The sequence below is a fragment of the Caballeronia mineralivorans PML1(12) genome, from assembly GCF_001028175.1.
Taxonomy (GTDB): Bacteria; Pseudomonadota; Gammaproteobacteria; order Burkholderiales; family Burkholderiaceae; genus Caballeronia; species Caballeronia mineralivorans.
The window spans coordinates 15136-33112 of sequence record NZ_AEJF01000221.1 but is presented as its reverse complement, the minus strand read 5'-3'; the positions used below and the strand labels follow the sequence as shown (position 1 = coordinate 33112).

The window sequence follows — 17977 nt, the reverse complement described above, 5'->3', positions numbered from 1 at the left end:
TCTGCTTTCACGCCTGAAGACGAACGTCGCCGACGCGCCGGCCTGCCGACGACGAACCGAACTGAAATCGATCCATGGTGGAGTCAGACATGACAGTACTGATACTGGGATTGTTGATCTTTCTGGGCGTGCATTCGGTACGCATCGTCGCTGAGGACTGGCGCGGCGCGCAGATCGCACGTATCGGCGAGAAGCGCTGGAAGGGAATCTACTCTGTCCTTTCGGTAGTCGGGCTGGTGCTGATCATCTGGGGCTACGGATTGGCTCGGGCACACCCGGTTCTCGTGTGGACACCGCCGACATGGGGACGGCACGTTGCGATACCCTTGGTCGCCATCGCGTTCATCCTGGTGCCTGCCGCGCACGTTCCGAACAACCACTTCAAGACGCTGCTCGGTCATCCGATGGTTCTGGGTGTGCTGCTGTGGGCCTTTGCGCATTTGCTGGCGAACGGCACGCTGAGGGCAGTCGTGCTGTTCGGTGCGGTCCTGCTGTGGGCAATCGTCGATTTTGTTGCAGCGCGACGGCGCGACGTGCTCGCCAAGACGACGTATCCGCCGGCAAACGTAGCGCGGGATGGCATCGTCATTGTCGCCGGGCTTGCAGCGTGGGCGTTGTTTGCATTCGTACTTCACGGATGGTTGTTCGGCGTGCGGCCGTTGGGGTAGGCAACGCCCTGTCGAAACTTCCGCTTTGATGCGCCGTTGTGACCCATGAGCGCTCCTCACGAACACCTGACCGCCGAACCCGGAAGCGCGGTATCGCCATGCTCCTTCAGCGCGATTCGGCAGGTGCCCGGCCATTGCCGCGGGGTTGCTCCTCTGCGACGGGCGATAGCGCGAAAACACTGGCTATCCGGATTAACCGGCCACAGATCGGCATCGTGTTGAGCGGGGTCTCGACATCCGGCTGCCCGCCGAGAGCATCTCCGAACTGACCCGCAGCAAACGCAGAGCCAGCGGCGGCGCCAACCGCAATGAAAGCGATCGCCATCCAGCGCAGCCGTCGGCTGCAGGCCAGAAACTTCCTGGATAGGGATCGCCCGCCGACCAGCAAGCTCACCATAAGTGCGGCGATAGCGCAGCACATAGCTCAGCCTATGTATCAGCGCCGCAGCCGCATGTTGGAGCGTGAAAGCGGCCGTTGGCTTCGACGGCTCCACCCTTGCCATACATGTTGTGCGGCCGGGCCCAATCGCCCAGGGAGTGATAGGGGCCGGTCTCGTTGCGGCCTTTCGGCATGACGTCCAGGAACCCGTAGATCCCGAGAAATTGCTCGCCGCCGCGGCCGAATGCTGAATAGGTCAGGAAGATATCGCCAGACGTGTTCTTGAAGAAGACGCTGTGGCCCGAGAGATCCTGCAGTCCCACTACCCAGTCTTGCGCCGGCTGAAAGTTATAGAGTGCTTTGCCTGAAGCGACTTGTTCCGCTGTAAAGGAAACGTTGAAATCGTAGTTGAAGTCACTGCGATAGGAAGAAACCCACAGGAAGGACCATCCCATCCGCTGACGCACCGTCTCTATTTCGGCGATCGGCGCCCGCGCCACGGCGGCATAACTCACGTCATTATTCTCGAGGTGCGGCAGCAGCGGACCGATGTGGTCTACGTCAAGTGAACACCCGACGCACTGGTGTGTAACGCCCGGGGCCATCATGAAGTGCTTGACGAAGAGCTGGCTGCGTCCGTCGAAGAGGTCCGAGAGCGTAACTTGTCCATTGGGCCCATCGAATACGTATTCCTTTTCAATCTTCACCCAGGGAAGTTCACGCCTCTCGGCCGCTAATGCGTCCTTGCGATGCGTCAGTTCCTTTTCCTTGACGAGGAATGCGACTCGCGCCTTCGTCCATTCATCAGGCGACACAACGTTGTGCGTTTCCATGTTCCAATCCTCCAAAGTAAGCGCGGGGTCAGGACCAACCGGGCGGAAACTCAGGCGTTCAACGCCGGTCTCGCTGGAAACGGTTCCCGCCATGCGTCGATTGCGCTGAGTTGGTCATGCCAGCGCTGAACCTCCGGAAATTCTTCCAGGGGCATCGCCGCTCGTTTCGCGTAAGGAAGGGTCACAGCGACGGAAAAGTCAGCGATCGTGAGGTCATCGCCCACCAGCCACTGGCGGCCCCGGAGATGCTGATTGAGCACGGTGGCAAACTTGCGAAACAAGCCCTGCCCTTCCGCTACCGCCGACGGGTCGGGGTCGCCAAGTCCGATCTGCGGCTTGATGAGGTGTTCGAAGTAAAGCGACCCGCCATGTCGATAAAAATGGTGGCTATTCCAGCTGAGCCAACGCACGACATCAGTTTGACGTGCGTCCTTTGGCCAAAGATGGGAGTCCGCGCGCTGCGCCAGATGGCAGATGATGGCGTCGGCCTCCCAGATGCTTTTGTCACCGTCAACCAGGCATGGAACCTTGCCGTTGGGGTTTATCGCCAGATAGGCCGGTGCGGTTTGTTCGCCTTTCTTTAGATCGACAAAGACATATTCCACCGGCAGGCCAAGATATTTGGCGACAGCGCATGCTTTCCGGGGAGCCAGGGTTTCAGCGTAATAGAGCTTCATATTCGACCTCAGTATCAGTTGCATCTGACTTGAAGATCACGTCTTGCGGCTTGGAGAAGCGTCGCATCGGGCAGCCTTTTTTTGCCAGGACACGATCTTATGCGGTTGCGTCACCCGTTCTTTCCGGTTCGACAAGAAGCGTTTCGAGCTTGTCGAACGCACCACTCCAGCCGACGTAGTGGCTGTCGCGCGCAGCCTCGTCGAAGAATTGGGCATGCGTGAAATTGAGCTCGGTTCCTTCCGCGACAGGGCGCAGCCTGATCGTCACGAGGGAGCGGCGCTCGGGCATGGTGACCCACTCCCAGGTGAAGACGAGCTTCCGGCCCGCTTCGACTTCCCGGTATTCCCCGCGGCAATCATGCGTCTCACCGTCCAGTGTCTGAAACACGACCCGGAAAGCGCCGCTGACGCGCGGATCGGCTTCGGCGCTGAGCACCGGTCCAGCGTCAGGCCCCCACCATCGCGCCATCAGTTCGGGCTTGGTCCACGCTGCGTAGATCTTCTCCGGCGACGCCTTTATGCGCCGGACGATGGTCAGGCTCGGCTGCTCCTTGATCATTATTCGTCATCCTCAACAAAATCGGTGAGTCGATCGAGGCTGGCGGACCAGAACCGCTCATAGCGCTTAAGCCAATCCATCGCTTCCTCCATGGGGCCGGCGATCAGTTCCACCGAAACGGTTCGCCCACGCTTGTTGCGCGACACCAACCCCGCGTCGCTCAGCACGTCGAGGTGCTTCATGACCGCAGGGAGCTTGAGCGGCAACGGTCGAGCGATCTCCGTTATCGACAAGCCGGGCTCTCGCTCGAGGCGCGCGAGAATCGCCCGGCGTGTGGGGTCCACAAGGGCGGAAAACGTTCGATCAAGCTGACTTACAGGAGACTTCACCATATGGCGAACTATAGACGATGATCGCCCACTGTCAAGATTTTCGTGAGTGAAATGAAGTGTCGTGAACCTCTGCTATCGGATAGCGAAGCTTCTAGCGGCGGGAGATAGCTCACGCCAACCCGTTATCAACCCGCAAGGCCGAAAGGTTCATCGGGCTTTCGCTCCCAAGCTGCTTCATCCCCCCGAGGAACAGCTTGAGAATCGGCGATGCGTTGGCCTTGCTGTAACCCACAGCTAGATCGATCGTTGGCACTTCCCCCTCCAGCGGACGGCTGACCACGGACCGCGGCAGCAGATTCTTCGCATAGGCGGGCATGAGCGCCAACCCGCGAGTGGACGCAACCAGGGAAATGGCCATCGCCATGTTGTCCACCCCATGATCCAGTTTGATGTCAAGCCCGGCGCGGCGCAGGTAGTCCTCCGTCACGGCGCGCAGCACCCTGGCTTTGTTCGAACCGCCGATGAAGATCTCACCGATGAATTCCCGCGGATGAATCGCTTCGCGGCTGGTGAGGCGATGGTCGCCCGGCATCAGGACAATTAACGGTTCGTGGTCCACCACCTCGTAGCTCAGGTCGAAGGCCGGCTCGAGGCGCAGGAAGGCCACGTCGAGCCGGCCGCAGACGAGCGCCGCGGCGAGGTTCGGCGAATAGTCGCTCGATACCGTGACCTGGATGCTCTTCAGCTCGTCGCGCAGCACATACATGGCCCGCGGCAGCCAGTTCATCTCGTGACCGGTCTGGAAGCCGATGGCGAACGTCTTTCTTGCCGGCTGTGCAGCTCGGCGCGCCGCCTCCACTGCGGCATCGACTTGCATCAGCGCCAGCCGGGCATGGTCGAGAAAGGCCTTGCCTGCCGCGGTCAGCTCCACGCCATGAACGCTGCGAAACAGCAACTCGACCCCAACCTCTGACTCCAGGTCGCGAATCTGCCGGCTCAGCGAAGGCTGTGAGGTGTGGAGCCGGAGCTCGGCGGCCGTCGTCAGACTGCCCTCCTCGGCCACGGCTACGAAATAACGCAGGTGCCTCAACTCCATGATCATTCCATGCCTGATGGGTATGCCCCTCAGCTTACAAAGTATTGTTCGCGGGCGCTACGCAAGCCTAGAGTGGGCGGCATGGAAGCATGGGTAGTCGATAGGGAAAACAAGTCCCCGTTATTCAAGAGCTTACATCCATCAATCTGTCATCAGGAGTAGTGCAATGAACACGCAAGTCGTTTTGATCACGGGAGGCCTCACAGGCATAGGCCGCGCCGCCGCCGTCGCTTTTGCCAAAAAGGGCGCGAAGGTCGTCGTTGCCGGTCGGCGCGACGAGGCCGGCAAGGCGCTCGTCGAGGAGCTGCGCTCGTTTGGTTCGGAGGCCGAGTTCATCAACACCGATGTCCGCAAGGAGAGTGACGTTCGCGCTATGGTCGACAAAACGGTCGCACGGTTCGGCCGCCTCGATGTCGCGGTGAACAATGCCGGTACCGAAGGCCAGGTTGGCCCGATCACGGACCAGACCGCGGAAAGCTATGCCGCGACGTTCGACACGAACGTTCTCGGCGTGATCCTCAGCATGAAGCACGAAGTACGCGTCATGCAAGGACAGGGCAGCGGCAGCATTATCAACATCTCCTCGACCTACGGGCACGAGGGTGCGGCGGGGGCCTCGGTCTATGTCGGCAGCAAGCACGCTGTAGAAGGCATCACCAAGTCGGTGGCGCTCGAGATCGCCAAGTCGGGAATCCGTGTGAATGGCGTAGCCCCTGGTCCCACGGACACTGGCATGTTGACCCGTTTTACAGGCACGCAGGACAATAAGGCGGCGCTGGTGACGGGTGTTCCGATGGCTCGCCTCGGCCTCTCGGAGGAGCTTGCCGACGCGATCGTCTTCATCGCGTCGGACCAAGCTTCATTTATCACCGGCCATATCCTCAACGTCGACGGCGGTCATAGCGCCAACTGATCCTGTCCGGGCGCGGAGATTTGCTTCGCGCCCGGCTGAGGGCGGTCTTCGCGAGGCACCCTCCTCGCAACTCTCGTAACTCTCGCGACTTGCCAGGCTAGGCGTCAAGCGTGCCGCTGCAGGCGGACTCAGTCTTTTCCCCACCGCCAACGAGGCGGCTCGCCCTTGAGCCAGCACACAGCCACAAGGGCGACGCTCAATAGCGCGACAAACAAGGCAAAAGTGAAAGGCCCTCGGGCCGGAGGGAAAAATCGTATACCTAAACCAAGCAGCGCAAAGTACGTGACCAACACGGCCCATCCCTGCCAGCGCGACGGAAGGCCCCAACCCCAGCCGTAGCGTTTCGCCGGAAACCAGTATTCACGCTCAGTTGACATGCGGCAACCTCGTAATTCGGACCTTGAATGCGATTTTGCCATGCGGCTAGCAGCAACTGGTCCTGTTTCGCTTTCAACGAGCAGTTTCCCCCGATGCTGTGCATGGCGACTCGTCGTTTCTCCTTCGATGAACGGTTGTTGTTTAAGGGGACGTTCGTGGACTGAGCACGAAGGACCGCTCATGGCCGGCCTCCGTCCGTCGCTGCAACCGGTCGCTCACCGCACATACGGTTCACAGCGCCGCAACAATCACCGCGTACGCACGCATCGCCGTCATTGAGCACAAACCCCTCAAGGAAGTTTGCGCTTGCCCTGACTTATCGCCCGATTTCCAGAGTGCCTATCGCCAACTTCAATCGTTGCGCTTGGTCAAGATGAAGAATGAAGGACGGGCGAAATCGGACCAGGAGCATTTTCAGTTCCACGCTCGTCACGGACCGAATGAGGGTATCCACGGTTTCGACCAACTGCTGAAGATAGACGACCTCGCGATCGAGGTACGCTTCGTCGAATCCACGCGCCTCGACTTCGTTGAGCCTCGCAAGGCCTGTCATCCCTGTGATTACATACATTGCAGTTTCTCCTTGGCTTAGACAGATGTGTCCCGATCAGTGGTCGGCGCTCAGGCGTGCTTCAGGCCGTGATATAGCCCCTGCTCGAACTGTCCGTACAGGTCCACCACACGAGGGTCGTAGAACGGCAGGATCTGCGTGAACAGCGTGCCGGCCACCTTCCTGACCGGATCGACCCAGAAATAGCTGTTCAAGAGTCCCGCCCAGCTGATGCTGCCCGCGCTGCGGCCATGCGGACCCGGTTGTGTGTTGATGTCGAAGGAGAACCCCCACTTGTGAGGCGTCCCGGGAAACTGGTCGAAGCTGTTCGACCACGCCGGCTGCGCCGTCTTCATTTCGGTTACCTGAAGATCTCCGATCTGATTGTGGAACATCGTCGCAACGGTGTCGGCACGCAGGACCCGCTCGCCGCGGTACGTCCCCCCGTTCACAAGCATCTGCAGGAACACCATGTAATCGCGCGACGTGCTGAATGCACCGCCGCCCCCCATAAAGAACTCGGGCCGCTGGTTGATTTCGAACGGAGCGGGCTTGAGTGATCCGTCGGATTGACGGTTGTGCATGGTCGCCACTCGCTGCTTCTGCGCGCCGCTGATCAGAAAGCCCGAATTGCTCATGCCGAGCGGCGTAAAAATGTGCTCCCGGAAGTAGACCTCCAGTGACTGATCGGTGACTGCCTCAACAAGCTTGCCCACCCAGTCCATTCCGATGCCGTACTGCCAGCGCTCGCCAGGTTCGAACTCCAGCGGCGCCTTGAACGCGCCGTTCATCGAGTAGCCAATATCCGGCATGCCGGTCACCTTTTCGTACCGGCCGATGCTCTCGCTCCAGATGCTGTAGGTGAAGCCCGACGTATGAGTCAGCAGATGACGCACCGTGATCGTGTTTCGTGCGGGACGCAGCTTCGGCTGTCCGGATGCATCGAAGCCCTCCAGCACTTGCGGCGACTTCAGTTCCGGGAGAATGTCGCCTGCGGGTTGATCGAGTGAGAGCCTGCCTTGCTCGATGAGTTGCATACAGGCCGTTGCGGTGATCGCCTTGGTCATCGATAGCAGCCAGAACACCGTGTCGGGCGTCATCGCCGTACCGGTCTGGGGATTGGCATGGCCAAATGCGCCCTCGTAGATGAGCCCGCGCTGCGTAGCGCCCATCGCCACCACACCGGCTACGGTGCCGTTGTCGACGGCCTGCCGCAGGGAAAGGTCAATCGTGGCAAAGGCAGGGTTGCGGACCAGAACGCGATTACGCTCCTGATGACCCTCCGCGGCATCTGTCTCGATGCTAGTCAATCCTCCGACTGCGGCGACGGCCAAGAGGCCGGACGCTCGCTTCAACAGGTCGCGGCGGGTGAGTTGAACGGTCATCTCCTACTCCTTGGAAATTGAAATGAACTGAGGTTGAAACGTCCTGTTGGGATGCATTGTGGGTAAACGCGACGAGAAACTAAATGACACGAATGACACTTGTGAAATGACTGGCAGTTACTAATGAGTCATAGTGCGGTTTTTGACGCACTGTGCAGAACCAGCCAATAGCGGCCCTGGCACGGTACTGAATCGAGTGTTCGGGACCGGCGGAGTGGCATTCGATCGCGGTTGCGAGTCGGAGTCGTCCTGCGTGCTATGTTGGCGTTCGACTGAACGTCTTCCGACCATCAAATGACCAGGATGCAGCGCCTATGCGATCGTCCAGCGAGAGTCTCTCTAGCGGTATCAGCGTATTCGCTGCCGTCGTCGATGCGGGGACGTTCGCAGCCGCCTCCGAATTGATGGATATGTCGCCACCCGGGGTTAGCCGGGCAATCGCTCGACTCGAAAGGCGGCTGAAAATACGGCTCTTCAATCGGACGACCCGCGCCGTTTCCCTTACGGAAGAGGGCCGACGGTTCTACGAGCAGGTCATGCCGCACTTAAGGGGAATGGAGGAAGCGGCCGCAGCCGCGGCAGGAGGCGCCGCGACAGTGCGCGGGAAGCTGCGAATCAATCTTGATCCGGTTTTTTCGCGAATCATTCTGGGCTCGAAGCTCGACGAATTCATGGATGCGCATCCTGAACTTGAACTCGAGTTCATTGCGAGAGATCAGCTCGGCGACCTCATCATGGACGGCTTCGATCTGGCCTTGCGATTTGGCGAACCTCGCTCATCCAGTCTGATTGCGCGAAAGCTCCTTGACACCGCGGTTGTCACTGTCGCATCGCCCTTGTACCTCGCTCGCCGGGGGCGGCCAGCGGAGCCTCAAGAGCTGAGTCGCGGGGTGCACAGGTGTCTCGAATTCCGGAACCCGGAAACCGGAAAGCCGTATCCGTGGGAGTTTCATCGCAAGCGCAAAAAGCTTGTTGTCGAAACGAATGGACGGCTTACGGTGAATGATCCAAGCGCACTTCTCAACGCGTGTCTGGCCGGCTCCGGCGTCGCGCAGATGCTTCTGCTCGGAGCCGAGCACCTGATCCGGGAGGGACGGCTCGTCAACCTTTTCCCAGACTGGCCGGATGAGCGCTTCCCGCTCTATGCGTACCATCCATCGCGGCACCACACGCCGGCCAAGACAAGGGTATTTCTTGACTTTATCTTCGCTTTGACGAGTACGAGTTAGCAAGTCGAAATAGGTCCGTTGTCGAGATTCCGTGCGAATCTAGAACGATGCTGACGTCGGCTGTCGCGAGTCGAACCTAAATCTGCGGTCCAGCACGCTGCAGTTCGAGAGTCAGCGCCGCTCAGGATTCGTCCGCGCATTCGACTGACAGATGGAACGTCTGTTACCTGGCTGCAAGCCGACTTTCGTAGTTATTCTTCGATCGGCCGATGGCCGGCTGGAGTCTGTCATTGCAGGTAGCTTCGGCACTCACACCATGCAAGTTGTGGGTGGTTCACCGTCGACGGCCTCATGAACAGCGATGAACGATCCGGGCGCTTTCTCTTTAGATGTTGTATTTGGCTTTATGCCAACGCCACATTCAGGCGCGAATTTGATGAGGCTTATTTAGCGATAGCAGGTAACGATACCGATCTTCGGTTCAGGTCCAATGTCCGTTGCAGTTGTACCAGCAACTGATTCGATCAACCACAACAGCTTCGCCTTTCTTTACTTCCCTACACGCTTCGAAGTAAGCCTCGGATCAACACGATTGACTACGATTAGATCCAGCGAAGGCACCACGATCGCGTACTGCCCAAGATGGCCATCATCCCGGTAGCTGTCGAGCATGATCGTGGCGCCCGGCAGTGAATGATGATGACTGTGTTCGCAAGCTAACGGTTGTGGCGATACGCGGCGAGGAGAATGCATGGTGAAAAACATGCAGACACGGGTTTCCCCGCCAGCACTTAGGAACATTGAAGCCGAACGCGTTTGCCGGCCGTTTCGGGCGATGTATCCGACGAGAAGAGACACGACCGCGCCCAACCACGATCATTCTTCGAGATGCCATGCGCGACACAGACCTGCAATATGAAATCATCAGTGACGAAAACCAGTTCCGTGCGCTGAAGGATGATTGGGACGCGCTTTGGTCTAGAGCAAATGGCCGCTACTATCAGGCCTTCAGTGTTTGCCTGCTCGCGTGGCTTCACGTAGCCAAGCCACAAGGCAGACGCCTACGGTGCCTCGTGTGTCGCGAAAATGGGCGCCTGGTGATGGTATGGCCCCTCGTTACCTACAGGCGGGCTTTATGGACCTATCTGCTTCCTTTGAGCCCGGACGCCGGCGACTACACAAGCGTTCTTGTAGCCAGTGACCAATTCGCTGCAGCGCTGATCGCAGGTGCGTGGCGTTTGGCATGTCGTCGTTGTGGCGCCGATTTCATGCACTTGCCGTACACGCACGAAGGATCCGAACTGTACGATCTTGCACGGCGGCACCGCCGTGTCGTGAGCGCCAAACGGGATGATTCCTGGATTGCGAAGCTGAGAGACGAAAACGACTGGGACGTGTTTTGCGGCAAGCTGGGGACTTTGTACCGCAAAAAACCCGGAGCGCTTCAACGCCGCTTGTCCAAGGAAGGAGCGTTAGTCATACGCATGGCAGATCCGGCGGACACGGAAGAGATTGCAACCATGGTCGACCGGATGCTGCAATGGAAGCGTGGCTGGAGCGATCGAGTCCACAAACATGGTGACTGGCTGCATTCATCTTATTTTCAGACCTTTCTCGTTGCGCTGCTCAGCGCATCCGACGGTCACGCGATGGCGCGCCTCATCATTGTCTCTCTGGATAACGTGCCTATTGCTGCTTTGATCGCGACTATTGGGAACCCTTGCGCCAACGCGATCATGGGCGGTTTCAACGAGAAGTATGGGAAGTTCGGTCCAGGCTCGATAGCGGTCGAACACTGTGTGAAATGGGCGTTCGAACAGCGCTTCGATCTGGATTTCGGGGTGGGCTCAGAGCATTTCAAGTCATACTGGAGTAACCAAAATGCCTCTTCGGCGTGGACCTTTCATACGGTGAACACGAACTGGGGGCTAGTTCGAGCGCGCGCGGGCCGGCTCGCTCGAACGTTAGGTTTTGCGCCGGTCCGCAGCGCCGAACCGGCGGGAAAGATGGCCGCGAACTCGCCTTGAGCGAAAGCACACTGCAACAAGCTTGTCACGCGACGCCATAGAGCGCCAAGACGGGCGGCGATTCGATAATGTCGGCAAGGCGTACGGGCCGTCCAACGTTCACCGAATGCACGCACGCAAGCGCGATCGCCAACGCGGCGCGCGCATCCTCTCCGCCTGGTCCGCTGACCACACCGGATCTCACCGCGTCCATGAAGGACGCAAGCTGGGCCGTGTAGCCGTCCTGAAAGAGGTCCGTATTAAGCCGAGTAGTGGCATTGCACACGCCATCCGCCGCGAACCGGGCCATGTTCGAGCGTCGGACGTCGCCCATCGTGACCATCCCGCCGGAACCGAAAGCTTCGCCGCGAACATCGTAGCCGTAGACAGCATGGAAATTCGCTTCCGCGGTGGCCATCGCTCCATTGTCGAACCTCATGCTGACGAGCGCGGTGTCCCGCAGGCCGCGCTCCTTGAAATCCGGCCGAACGAGCGCATCCGCGATGGCATAAACCTCCGTGACTTCCGAGCCTGGATTCAGAAATCGCAATGTGTCGAAGTCGTGAATCAGCGTTTCGAAGAAAATCGCCCATACCGGAACGCGCGCCGGATCGGCAAGACCCGGATCGCGGGTCAGCGAACGCAGCAGTTGCGGGGTCCCCAGTTCACCCGAGACAATCGCGTCATGAGCTTCGGCCCACGCCTTGTCGTAGCGACGGTTGAAGCCGACCTGCAGCGGGACGCCCGCCGCACGCGCAGCCTCGATCGCCATGTTGGCTTCGTCGAGTGTCAACGCCATCGGCTTTTCACAGAACACGGCTTTCCCCGCTCGTGCAGCCGACACAACGAGGCTGGCGTGAAAGCGGGCTGGCGCGGCAATGACCACCGCATCGATATCCGGATTCGCGATGATCTCTTCGGCTTGTGTCACCGCGACGGGGCAATCGAGTCGCTCCGCAAGCCGCTGCGCTGCACCGGGGGAAGGATCGGCAATAGCTGCAAGCTGCGCATTGTGCAGTCGGCGGGCAATGCTCTCGCCGTGAAATGAACCGATGGCGCCGGCGCCGATAAGACCCACGCGAACGGGTTTTTGCGTATTCATACGTATTCCTATGTTTAGGATGGTTGCGTTAGCCGATGGTCTAACTATCAATTCAGGCAGTAACGTTCTCGTGTACCGAGAAGGCGTCCCGAAACCGCTGCAGGGCCAGTTCGTCGTTTCCGCTCGCCCAGGCCTCCAGCGCGACCGTGCCTCGGTAGCCGGCGTCCGCCAGCACCTGGGCAATCGCCGGGTAATTGATCTCGCCGGTGCCGGGCTCGCAGCGTCCGGGAACATCGGCAACCTGGATTTCGCCAACAAAGGGAAGCGCGCGGCGAACCAGTTCGATCAGGTTGCCTTCGCCGATTTGCGCGTGGTAAAGATCCAGATTGAGGCGAAGATGCGGACTATTCACCCCTTCGACCAGCGCGAGCGTATCGGCTGCGCGCGCAAACGGCACGCCGGGATGGTCCACCTCGGTGTTCAGGTTCTCGAGGCAGAAAGTGACGCCTGCACGCTGCCCGAGCTCGGCTACCTTCGCCAGCGTGCGACGCGCGGCGAGCCACATCGCGCCCGATACAACCGGTATGGGCTTCACAGGCATGCCGTTCCCGTCCAGTCCGGTACCGTGCAGATTCAGGCGCGGGCAGCGCAGTCGCTGCGCTACCTCGATGGATTGCGCGGCGGTTCGCGAGAGCGCCTGTGCGCCATCTGCCGTGATCAGATCGCCTTCCACATAACCCGTCATCGACGAAAACGTGGCGCCCGTATCGACCAGCGCGCCAATGTCCTGCCTGGTCCAGTCCCAGATCTCGACCTGGAAGCCCATCCCGGCAATTTTTTTGACCCGCTCGACAAATGGCAGGTCACGAAAAACCATTTCTGCACATACGGCCAGTTGAAACATGCGTGATCCTCCTGATCATCCACGATTGGATTTCATGCCGCCGCGCGACCCGGCCTGAGCGCCCTCGCGGCGGAGTACTCGTTCAGCGATACTGTCCCGCGTACTTTTCGACCGTCCGGACGTTGTCGCGCGTGACGAAACCTGGCCCGGTATCCACGCCGGCCGGCCCGAAGTGCGGCGTCAGGCCGTAGGTCTCCAGATGTCCCTTGAACTTCGGATCGGCGGCCAGCGTTGCGCATGCCTTGCCGACGTCCCGGTTGTTGTCCCGCTTCATGATCGCCAGCAACGCGATCGGAATATAGCCTTGCAGGTACGGCTGCTGATCGATTGCGAACGCGACCGTCCCGGCCTGGATCGCCTGGTCGACTTCGGGGGTCAGGTCGAACGTCGCGAAATATATCTTCCCTGTCAGCCCGAGCTTCTGGACCGCGCGCAGTGCGGGCACAGCAGACGTTGGACCGAGGGCCAGCACGGCCTGCGTCCCCGGCCGTTCGTGCAGCGTTGCGAACACCTTGTTTTCGACTTCGATCGGGTCGTTTCCGGAATCGAGCGTCGCCTTCTTGAAGTCCGCGCCAATGGCTTCAGCAAATCCCCTGCAACGCTCGAAAGACTCCGGGTTGGTCACGTTGTTGTTGACGCACAGAAAGCTCTTGACGCCTGCAGCCTTCGCTCGTTGGCCGGCTTCCTTGCCGGCCTCGTACTCGGGCTGGCCGATGTGCATTAACGCACCGAGCGATTCGCTTTGCTTGGCTGTACCAGAGTTAAAGGTGATGACCGGCACGCCTCTGACCACGATCGCCTTCACCGGACGCGCGACGACGTCAAGATCGGCGATCGTCGTCGCAACGCCGTCATAGTTGCGCGCACCCGCCTGTTCAAGCAGGCGGGTCATGTCGGCGAGATCGCCGTTGGGAGGATTGCGATAGTCGGCCGACACGCCGAAATCCTTCTCGGCGTCCCGAATCCCGCTCTTGACCACATTCCAGAACGGATCCGCATCGGGCGCGTGCGTCACTACAACGAATCGCGCATCCGCTGCTGCGTGCAGGCTGAATGCCAGTACGGCCACTGCCGCTATCAGGCGTGCCACTCGTCTCATACGTCGTCTCCTGTTCGTTTTTAGCCGCGTTCGCCTCATGGGGCGCTGCGTGCTTGCATCCTATGACCGAGTCGTCGCAAAACGGGTGCTCGAAAATATCCATTCTGGTTATTTTCAATAAAATCAATACCTAGGAGATGCTATGCTGCTCCACGATAAAACCATCCCACTGTTATCGGGTTAGTTACGGGAGCTCGTTTCGATGCATGCACGTGATTGCCGCGCCGCAATAGCCGTCATTGACAAGCTATCGGAGGTACTGCGCCACGAACTCGGCGACGACGCTCAGACCACGTGGCCGGTGCTTGGCGCGCTGCTGCAGAACCACCTGAGCGACAAGTACACAACAATCACTGCGCTGGCCGACCTGTCCGGCCTGCCTCGCACGAGTGCGCGACGTGCGGTGTTCGCACTGAAGGCCCGGGGCTGGCTTCAATTTCGTCCGCTTTCCGGCACAGGGAACCGCGCCACGGTGATCCCGACCGCGGCGTTGCTCGAACGACTCGACAGCATCACCGAGCAGACGATCCGCCTCATCGTGGGCGCCAGCCACACCCATTCGCTCGATCGCTTCGACGCAGCCAGCCTCGCGCCCGCACCGGACATTGCATGGCCACGCGCGGCGGTCCAGGGTTTCAACGATGCGATCGAATTGACGCTCGTCGCCTATGAGGACCCGGTCTTCGACATCGTCAAGCACAACCGCACCGACATTGAACGCTTCCTCGGCGTCCGCCTGCGGGTGCTGACGTATCCGCAGGATGCGTACCGTCAGGCGCTCGAGCAGACACTCGCAGGCGAGTCCTGCGTCGAAGAAACGGCTCCGCTGCTCGTCGCCATTCCCTTCCCGTGGCTGGCCGAACTATCACGTCATGGACACCTGCTCGAACTGCAGGCGTTACAAGCTGGCGGGCGTTTTTCCGGCGCGGATTTCTACGATGCGGTCTGGCGAGCCGGATGGAACAACGGACAGCTCTACGCGATCCCGCTGCAGCCGACGCTCGATTTCCTGTGGTACCGCCAGGATCTGTTCGAGGCCGAAGGTCTCAGCCCTCCGGTTACCTTCGAGGACGTCGTTCACTGCGCGCGCCGCCTGCAGCGGCCGAGCCAGGAGCGCGCGGGTATCACCTGGAGCGCAGCACCTGGCTTGCCTCTTGCGGAATCATTCCTGCAGATTCTCGGCGCGCAAGGGGCGCTTTCTGTCGACGAAGATGTCCTGCATATCGATAGCGAAGCCGGCAGGCGCGTCATTGAATACCTTCGAGAGCTGATCCCCTATTCACCCGTTCAACTACGCAGCCTGCATTGGGCGCGCAACGCGCAGATCTTCGGCTCAGGACGAGCGGCCATGTGTTATCACTGGTCCAATCGGTACGGCATGCTCGACAGCCATGCGCTGTTGCAGAAAGGCGGTCGCATCGGGCTGCAATTGCATCCGACGTTCGCGCCTGGCATGAAGCCGATTTCGCCGCTGGGAGGTGCGCTGCTGGCGATACCGTCGAGAAACACTGAACCCGCCGCGAAGTCGGCATGGAACGCGGTCGAAACGCTGACGTCGCCTGAATTGATGAAGTATTTCGTTTTGCATGGCGCCGCGGGTAATGCGCGTCATTCGGTTGCGGAAGACCGCTACGTTTTACAGCGCAATCGCGTCATTGCGGTGATGGACCGGCTAGCCAAGACCGGCGGCATCCAGGCGTTTCCCTGCCCGGCCGCGCCGCGATACCACGATCTGACGCAAATCTTGAGCGATCATCTGCAAGCCTTGTTGTTCGATGGCGCTGGCGACATACGCCAAGGGCTCGGCAAGCTGCAAGATGCGCTGGCCAATATCTGTTATGAACGTTGAAATCAAAAAATGAGCACGCTCGCCGGGCGAAGGTCCATTGCCTGGGCGCAACCGGTTACGGTCGTCCCGACGCAAGCTGCTGGTTGCGCTCAGTGAGAAACTGAATCAGTCCTTCCACGCCAGCCTGCTGGATCTTGTCATTGAACTGTTGCCGGTATGTCTGGATCAACCAGGCGCCCAGCACGTTCAGGTCATATAAGCGCCAACCGCCTGGCGCTTTGTACAACCGGTAGTCGATCTCCATTGGCTGGCCGTTGCTCATCGCGATTGTGCGCACTACGACATCCGTATCGGCCGGTGAGATGCGCGACGGAGGGTACTCAATCCGTTGATCCGGGCGAAGTAGCGCAATGGCGCCCGAATACGTGTGAATCAGTAGCAGCTTGAACTGTTCGGTGACCTGCTCCTGCTGCGCAGGCGTCGCCGTCTTCCAGTGCCGGCCCATCGCGAGCTGCGTCGTGCGACGAAGATCGGTGTAGGGAAGGATGCTTTTATTCACGATGCCCATGATACGAGGGATATCGCCCGGCTCGACCGCCCGAATGCGCACCTCGTCCAGCACCTGCTGCGTTGCTGTCTCGATCAGCGCCTGCGGATCCGATTGGTTCACCTGCGCATACGCCACGCCGCCGCGTGTGAACAGCGTTGAGCAGAAGAGGATCAGGAATAGCGTTTTCATATGCCGATGCCTGGCTGAATGCGTTAACGCAATACTAGACTAAGACGGCCCGATGGGGCGCTGTGGCATCACCGCAAGCGCTGTGTGCTCCGTCACAGACAATCCTCCGACGCTGCTGGTCTGCATCAATCGGTCGAGTGCCACGCACCGGATCTTCGAAAACAATCGCGAACTTTGTATCAACGTCCTTCCCCGGGGAGCGCGAACAGCTTGCGCGTGATTTTGCAGGTATGACACAAATGCCGATGAGTAACCGGTTCGAGACGGCCAAGTGGAACCTCGGCAACAAAGGCGTGCCGGTTTTGCACGACGCTCTCGCCAGTATTGAAGGAAAGATTGTTGACCTTAAAGACGTTGGTTCGCACTCCGTTATGTTTATCGAGGCATCGCAAGTTCAGGTACGAAGCAATGGCGACGGTTTGATTTACTTTGTTCGGAATTTCCATCGGATAAAGCGCCCCGATTTGGCGACGACGAGATAGGAAGTGGTGGTGGCACTCATTATTGGAAACCTTCCAGCACGGTTTTTCCAATCGTCCTGCCCGTTTCGATCCGCTCGTGGGCGAGGCGAAGATTCGCCGCCGTCAAGGAGCCGCCCACGTGCGTGAGTGTCGTCCGCAGCATACCGGCGTCGACCAGATCCGACACTAGCTTCAGCAGGCGGTGCTGTACGTCCATGTCCGCTGTCTGAAACAGCGACCGGGTGAACATCATCTCCCACGAAACAGTGATGCTCTTCGGCTTGAACGGTGCGATGCTGTCGTCGAAGTTGTCGATCAGCGTGATATGACCCTGGGGGTTCATCGCGCGAGCGAGGCTGGGTGCACTGCCAGGCGTCGTAGTGATCGCCCCGATATAGTCCACGCCACTGAAGCCGATCGCGTGGAGTGCTTCGTCAATGGGCTTGCTATGGTCGGCAACGTACCTTGCGCCGAGCTTGCGTACCCACTCGACACTTTCGAGCCGGGATGCCGTTGCGATGACGGTGAGACCCGTGAGACGGTTCGCCAACTGGATCAGCATGGAGCCAACGCCACCCGCTCCGTTCAGGACAAGCAACGTACCGCAGGGTTTGAGCAAGCCGTACGGTACTTTCATGCGGTCGAAAAGCATTTCCCACGCAGTTATCGAAGTGAGCGGCAAAGCCGCCGCCTCGGTGAACGACAATGAGGCGGGCTTGGGCCCGACGATTCGCTCGTCGACGAGATGAAACTCCGAGTTCGTCCCGGGCCGGTCCATCGCGCCCGCATAGAAGACTTCGTCACCCGGCTTGAAGAAGGTGACCTCGCTTCCAACCGCTTCGACAACGCCCGCAGCGTCGTAGCCCAACACGCTCGGATGCGAACTCTCCGGAGGATCTTCCCAGCGACGGCGCTTCACATCGACGGGATTCACCGACACTGCCCTCACCGCGACCCGCAGATCGCGCGGACCTGGTTCCGGCATCGGGAGTTCAAGCTCGGTCAAGACCTCGACGCCCCCCTTTGCTGCATAACCAATCGCCTTCATCAAATGCTCC

General features: G+C 59.7%; 18 protein-coding genes and 1 pseudogene. 6 read left to right on the top strand and 13 right to left on the bottom strand.

Annotation, left to right across the window (positions count from 1 at the left end; all coding sequences use genetic code 11):
• Positions 1-89 precede the first annotated feature (89 nt).
• Positions 90-668 carry an NnrU family protein gene (locus tag EOS_RS36235; protein ID WP_047897036.1) on the top strand — a complete coding sequence of 193 codons (579 nt, stop codon included), beginning with the start codon at positions 90-92 and terminating at the stop codon, positions 666-668.
• A 429-nt stretch (positions 669-1097) separates the two neighbouring features.
• On the opposite strand, the gene EOS_RS36225 is transcribed toward EOS_RS36235, so the two are convergent.
• The 5 genes from EOS_RS36225 to EOS_RS36205 form a co-directional block, all read right to left on the bottom strand.
• A complete protein-coding gene (locus EOS_RS36225; RefSeq protein WP_047897034.1) occupies positions 1098-1880 on the bottom strand; it encodes a DUF899 domain-containing protein in 783 nt (260 codons plus the stop codon).
• Between the two features lie 50 nt (positions 1881-1930).
• Positions 1931-2557, bottom strand: coding sequence for a glutathione S-transferase family protein (locus EOS_RS36220; RefSeq protein WP_047897033.1), 627 nt, complete (start codon positions 2555-2557; stop codon positions 1931-1933).
• A gap of 97 nt (positions 2558-2654) precedes the next feature.
• Positions 2655-3116: an SRPBCC family protein gene (locus EOS_RS36215; RefSeq protein WP_047897032.1), complete on the bottom strand. Its 462-nt coding sequence runs from the start codon at positions 3114-3116 to the stop codon at positions 2655-2657.
• On the bottom strand, positions 3116-3448 hold the full coding sequence (locus EOS_RS36210) for an ArsR/SmtB family transcription factor (RefSeq protein WP_047897031.1): 333 nt from the start codon (positions 3446-3448) through the stop codon (positions 3116-3118). Before EOS_RS36210 ends, EOS_RS36215 begins: the two co-directional genes overlap by 1 nt.
• A 109-nt stretch (positions 3449-3557) precedes the next feature.
• On the bottom strand, positions 3558-4484 hold the full coding sequence (locus EOS_RS36205; RefSeq protein WP_047897030.1) for a LysR substrate-binding domain-containing protein: 927 nt from the start codon (positions 4482-4484) through the stop codon (positions 3558-3560).
• 166 nt (positions 4485-4650) lie between these two features.
• Between EOS_RS36205 and EOS_RS36200 the strand changes: the two genes are divergently transcribed.
• Positions 4651-5397: an SDR family NAD(P)-dependent oxidoreductase gene (locus EOS_RS36200; protein ID WP_047897029.1), complete on the top strand. Its 747-nt coding sequence runs from the start codon at positions 4651-4653 to the stop codon at positions 5395-5397.
• Positions 5398-5525: 128 nt separating this feature from the next.
• On the opposite strand, the gene EOS_RS48430 is transcribed toward EOS_RS36200, so the two are convergent.
• The 3 genes from EOS_RS48430 to EOS_RS36190 form a co-directional block, all read right to left on the bottom strand.
• Positions 5526-5774: a hypothetical protein gene (locus tag EOS_RS48430; protein ID WP_075645456.1), complete on the bottom strand. Its 249-nt coding sequence runs from the start codon at positions 5772-5774 to the stop codon at positions 5526-5528.
• A gap of 317 nt (positions 5775-6091) precedes the next feature.
• On the bottom strand, positions 6092-6346 hold the full coding sequence (locus EOS_RS36195; protein ID WP_053064166.1) for a DUF4142 domain-containing protein: 255 nt from the start codon (positions 6344-6346) through the stop codon (positions 6092-6094).
• A gap of 50 nt (positions 6347-6396) precedes the next feature.
• Positions 6397-7710: a serine hydrolase domain-containing protein gene (locus EOS_RS36190; RefSeq protein WP_047897028.1), complete on the bottom strand. Its 1314-nt coding sequence runs from the start codon at positions 7708-7710 to the stop codon at positions 6397-6399.
• Between the two features lie 314 nt (positions 7711-8024).
• On the opposite strand from EOS_RS36190, the gene EOS_RS36185 reads away from it, so the two are divergent.
• Both EOS_RS36185 and EOS_RS36180 read left to right on the top strand, forming a co-directional pair.
• On the top strand, positions 8025-8939 hold the full coding sequence (locus tag EOS_RS36185) for a LysR family transcriptional regulator (protein ID WP_047897027.1): 915 nt from the start codon (positions 8025-8027) through the stop codon (positions 8937-8939).
• A gap of 740 nt (positions 8940-9679) precedes the next feature.
• Positions 9680-10906 (top strand): GNAT family N-acetyltransferase, encoded by a 1227-nt coding sequence (locus tag EOS_RS36180; RefSeq protein ID WP_152693246.1) that lies wholly within the window; start codon positions 9680-9682, stop codon positions 10904-10906.
• Between the two features lie 25 nt (positions 10907-10931).
• Here EOS_RS36180 and EOS_RS36175 read toward each other — a convergent pair whose 3' ends face one another.
• The 3 genes from EOS_RS36175 to EOS_RS36165 form a co-directional block, all read right to left on the bottom strand.
• Positions 10932-11987, bottom strand: coding sequence for a Gfo/Idh/MocA family oxidoreductase (locus tag EOS_RS36175; protein WP_047897025.1), 1056 nt, complete (start codon positions 11985-11987; stop codon positions 10932-10934).
• Positions 11988-12039: 52 nt separating this feature from the next.
• On the bottom strand, positions 12040-12831 hold the full coding sequence (locus EOS_RS36170) for a TIM barrel protein (RefSeq protein ID WP_047897024.1): 792 nt from the start codon (positions 12829-12831) through the stop codon (positions 12040-12042).
• An 82-nt stretch (positions 12832-12913) separates the two neighbouring features.
• A complete protein-coding gene (locus EOS_RS36165; protein ID WP_047897023.1) occupies positions 12914-13930 on the bottom strand; it encodes a sugar ABC transporter substrate-binding protein in 1017 nt (338 codons plus the stop codon).
• 202 nt (positions 13931-14132) lie between these two features.
• Between EOS_RS36165 and EOS_RS36160 the strand changes: the two genes are divergently transcribed.
• On the top strand, positions 14133-15779 hold the full coding sequence (locus EOS_RS36160; RefSeq protein ID WP_047897022.1) for an extracellular solute-binding protein: 1647 nt from the start codon (positions 14133-14135) through the stop codon (positions 15777-15779).
• A 55-nt stretch (positions 15780-15834) separates the two neighbouring features.
• Here EOS_RS36160 and EOS_RS36155 read toward each other — a convergent pair whose 3' ends face one another.
• The gene (locus EOS_RS36155; RefSeq protein ID WP_047897021.1) at positions 15835-16458 is read right to left on the bottom strand and encodes an MlaC/ttg2D family ABC transporter substrate-binding protein; all 624 of its coding nucleotides are present in this window, start codon (positions 16456-16458) and stop codon (positions 15835-15837) included.
• A 46-nt stretch (positions 16459-16504) separates the two neighbouring features.
• On the opposite strand from EOS_RS36155, the pseudogene EOS_RS36150 reads away from it, so the two are divergent.
• Positions 16505-16940, top strand: a pseudogene (locus EOS_RS36150) (flavin reductase); the annotation flags it as partial.
• A gap of 19 nt (positions 16941-16959) precedes the next feature.
• Here EOS_RS36150 and EOS_RS36145 read toward each other — a convergent pair.
• A complete protein-coding gene (locus EOS_RS36145) occupies positions 16960-17967 on the bottom strand; it encodes a zinc-binding alcohol dehydrogenase family protein (RefSeq protein WP_047897020.1) in 1008 nt (335 codons plus the stop codon).
• Between the last annotated feature and the right edge of the window lie 10 nt (positions 17968-17977).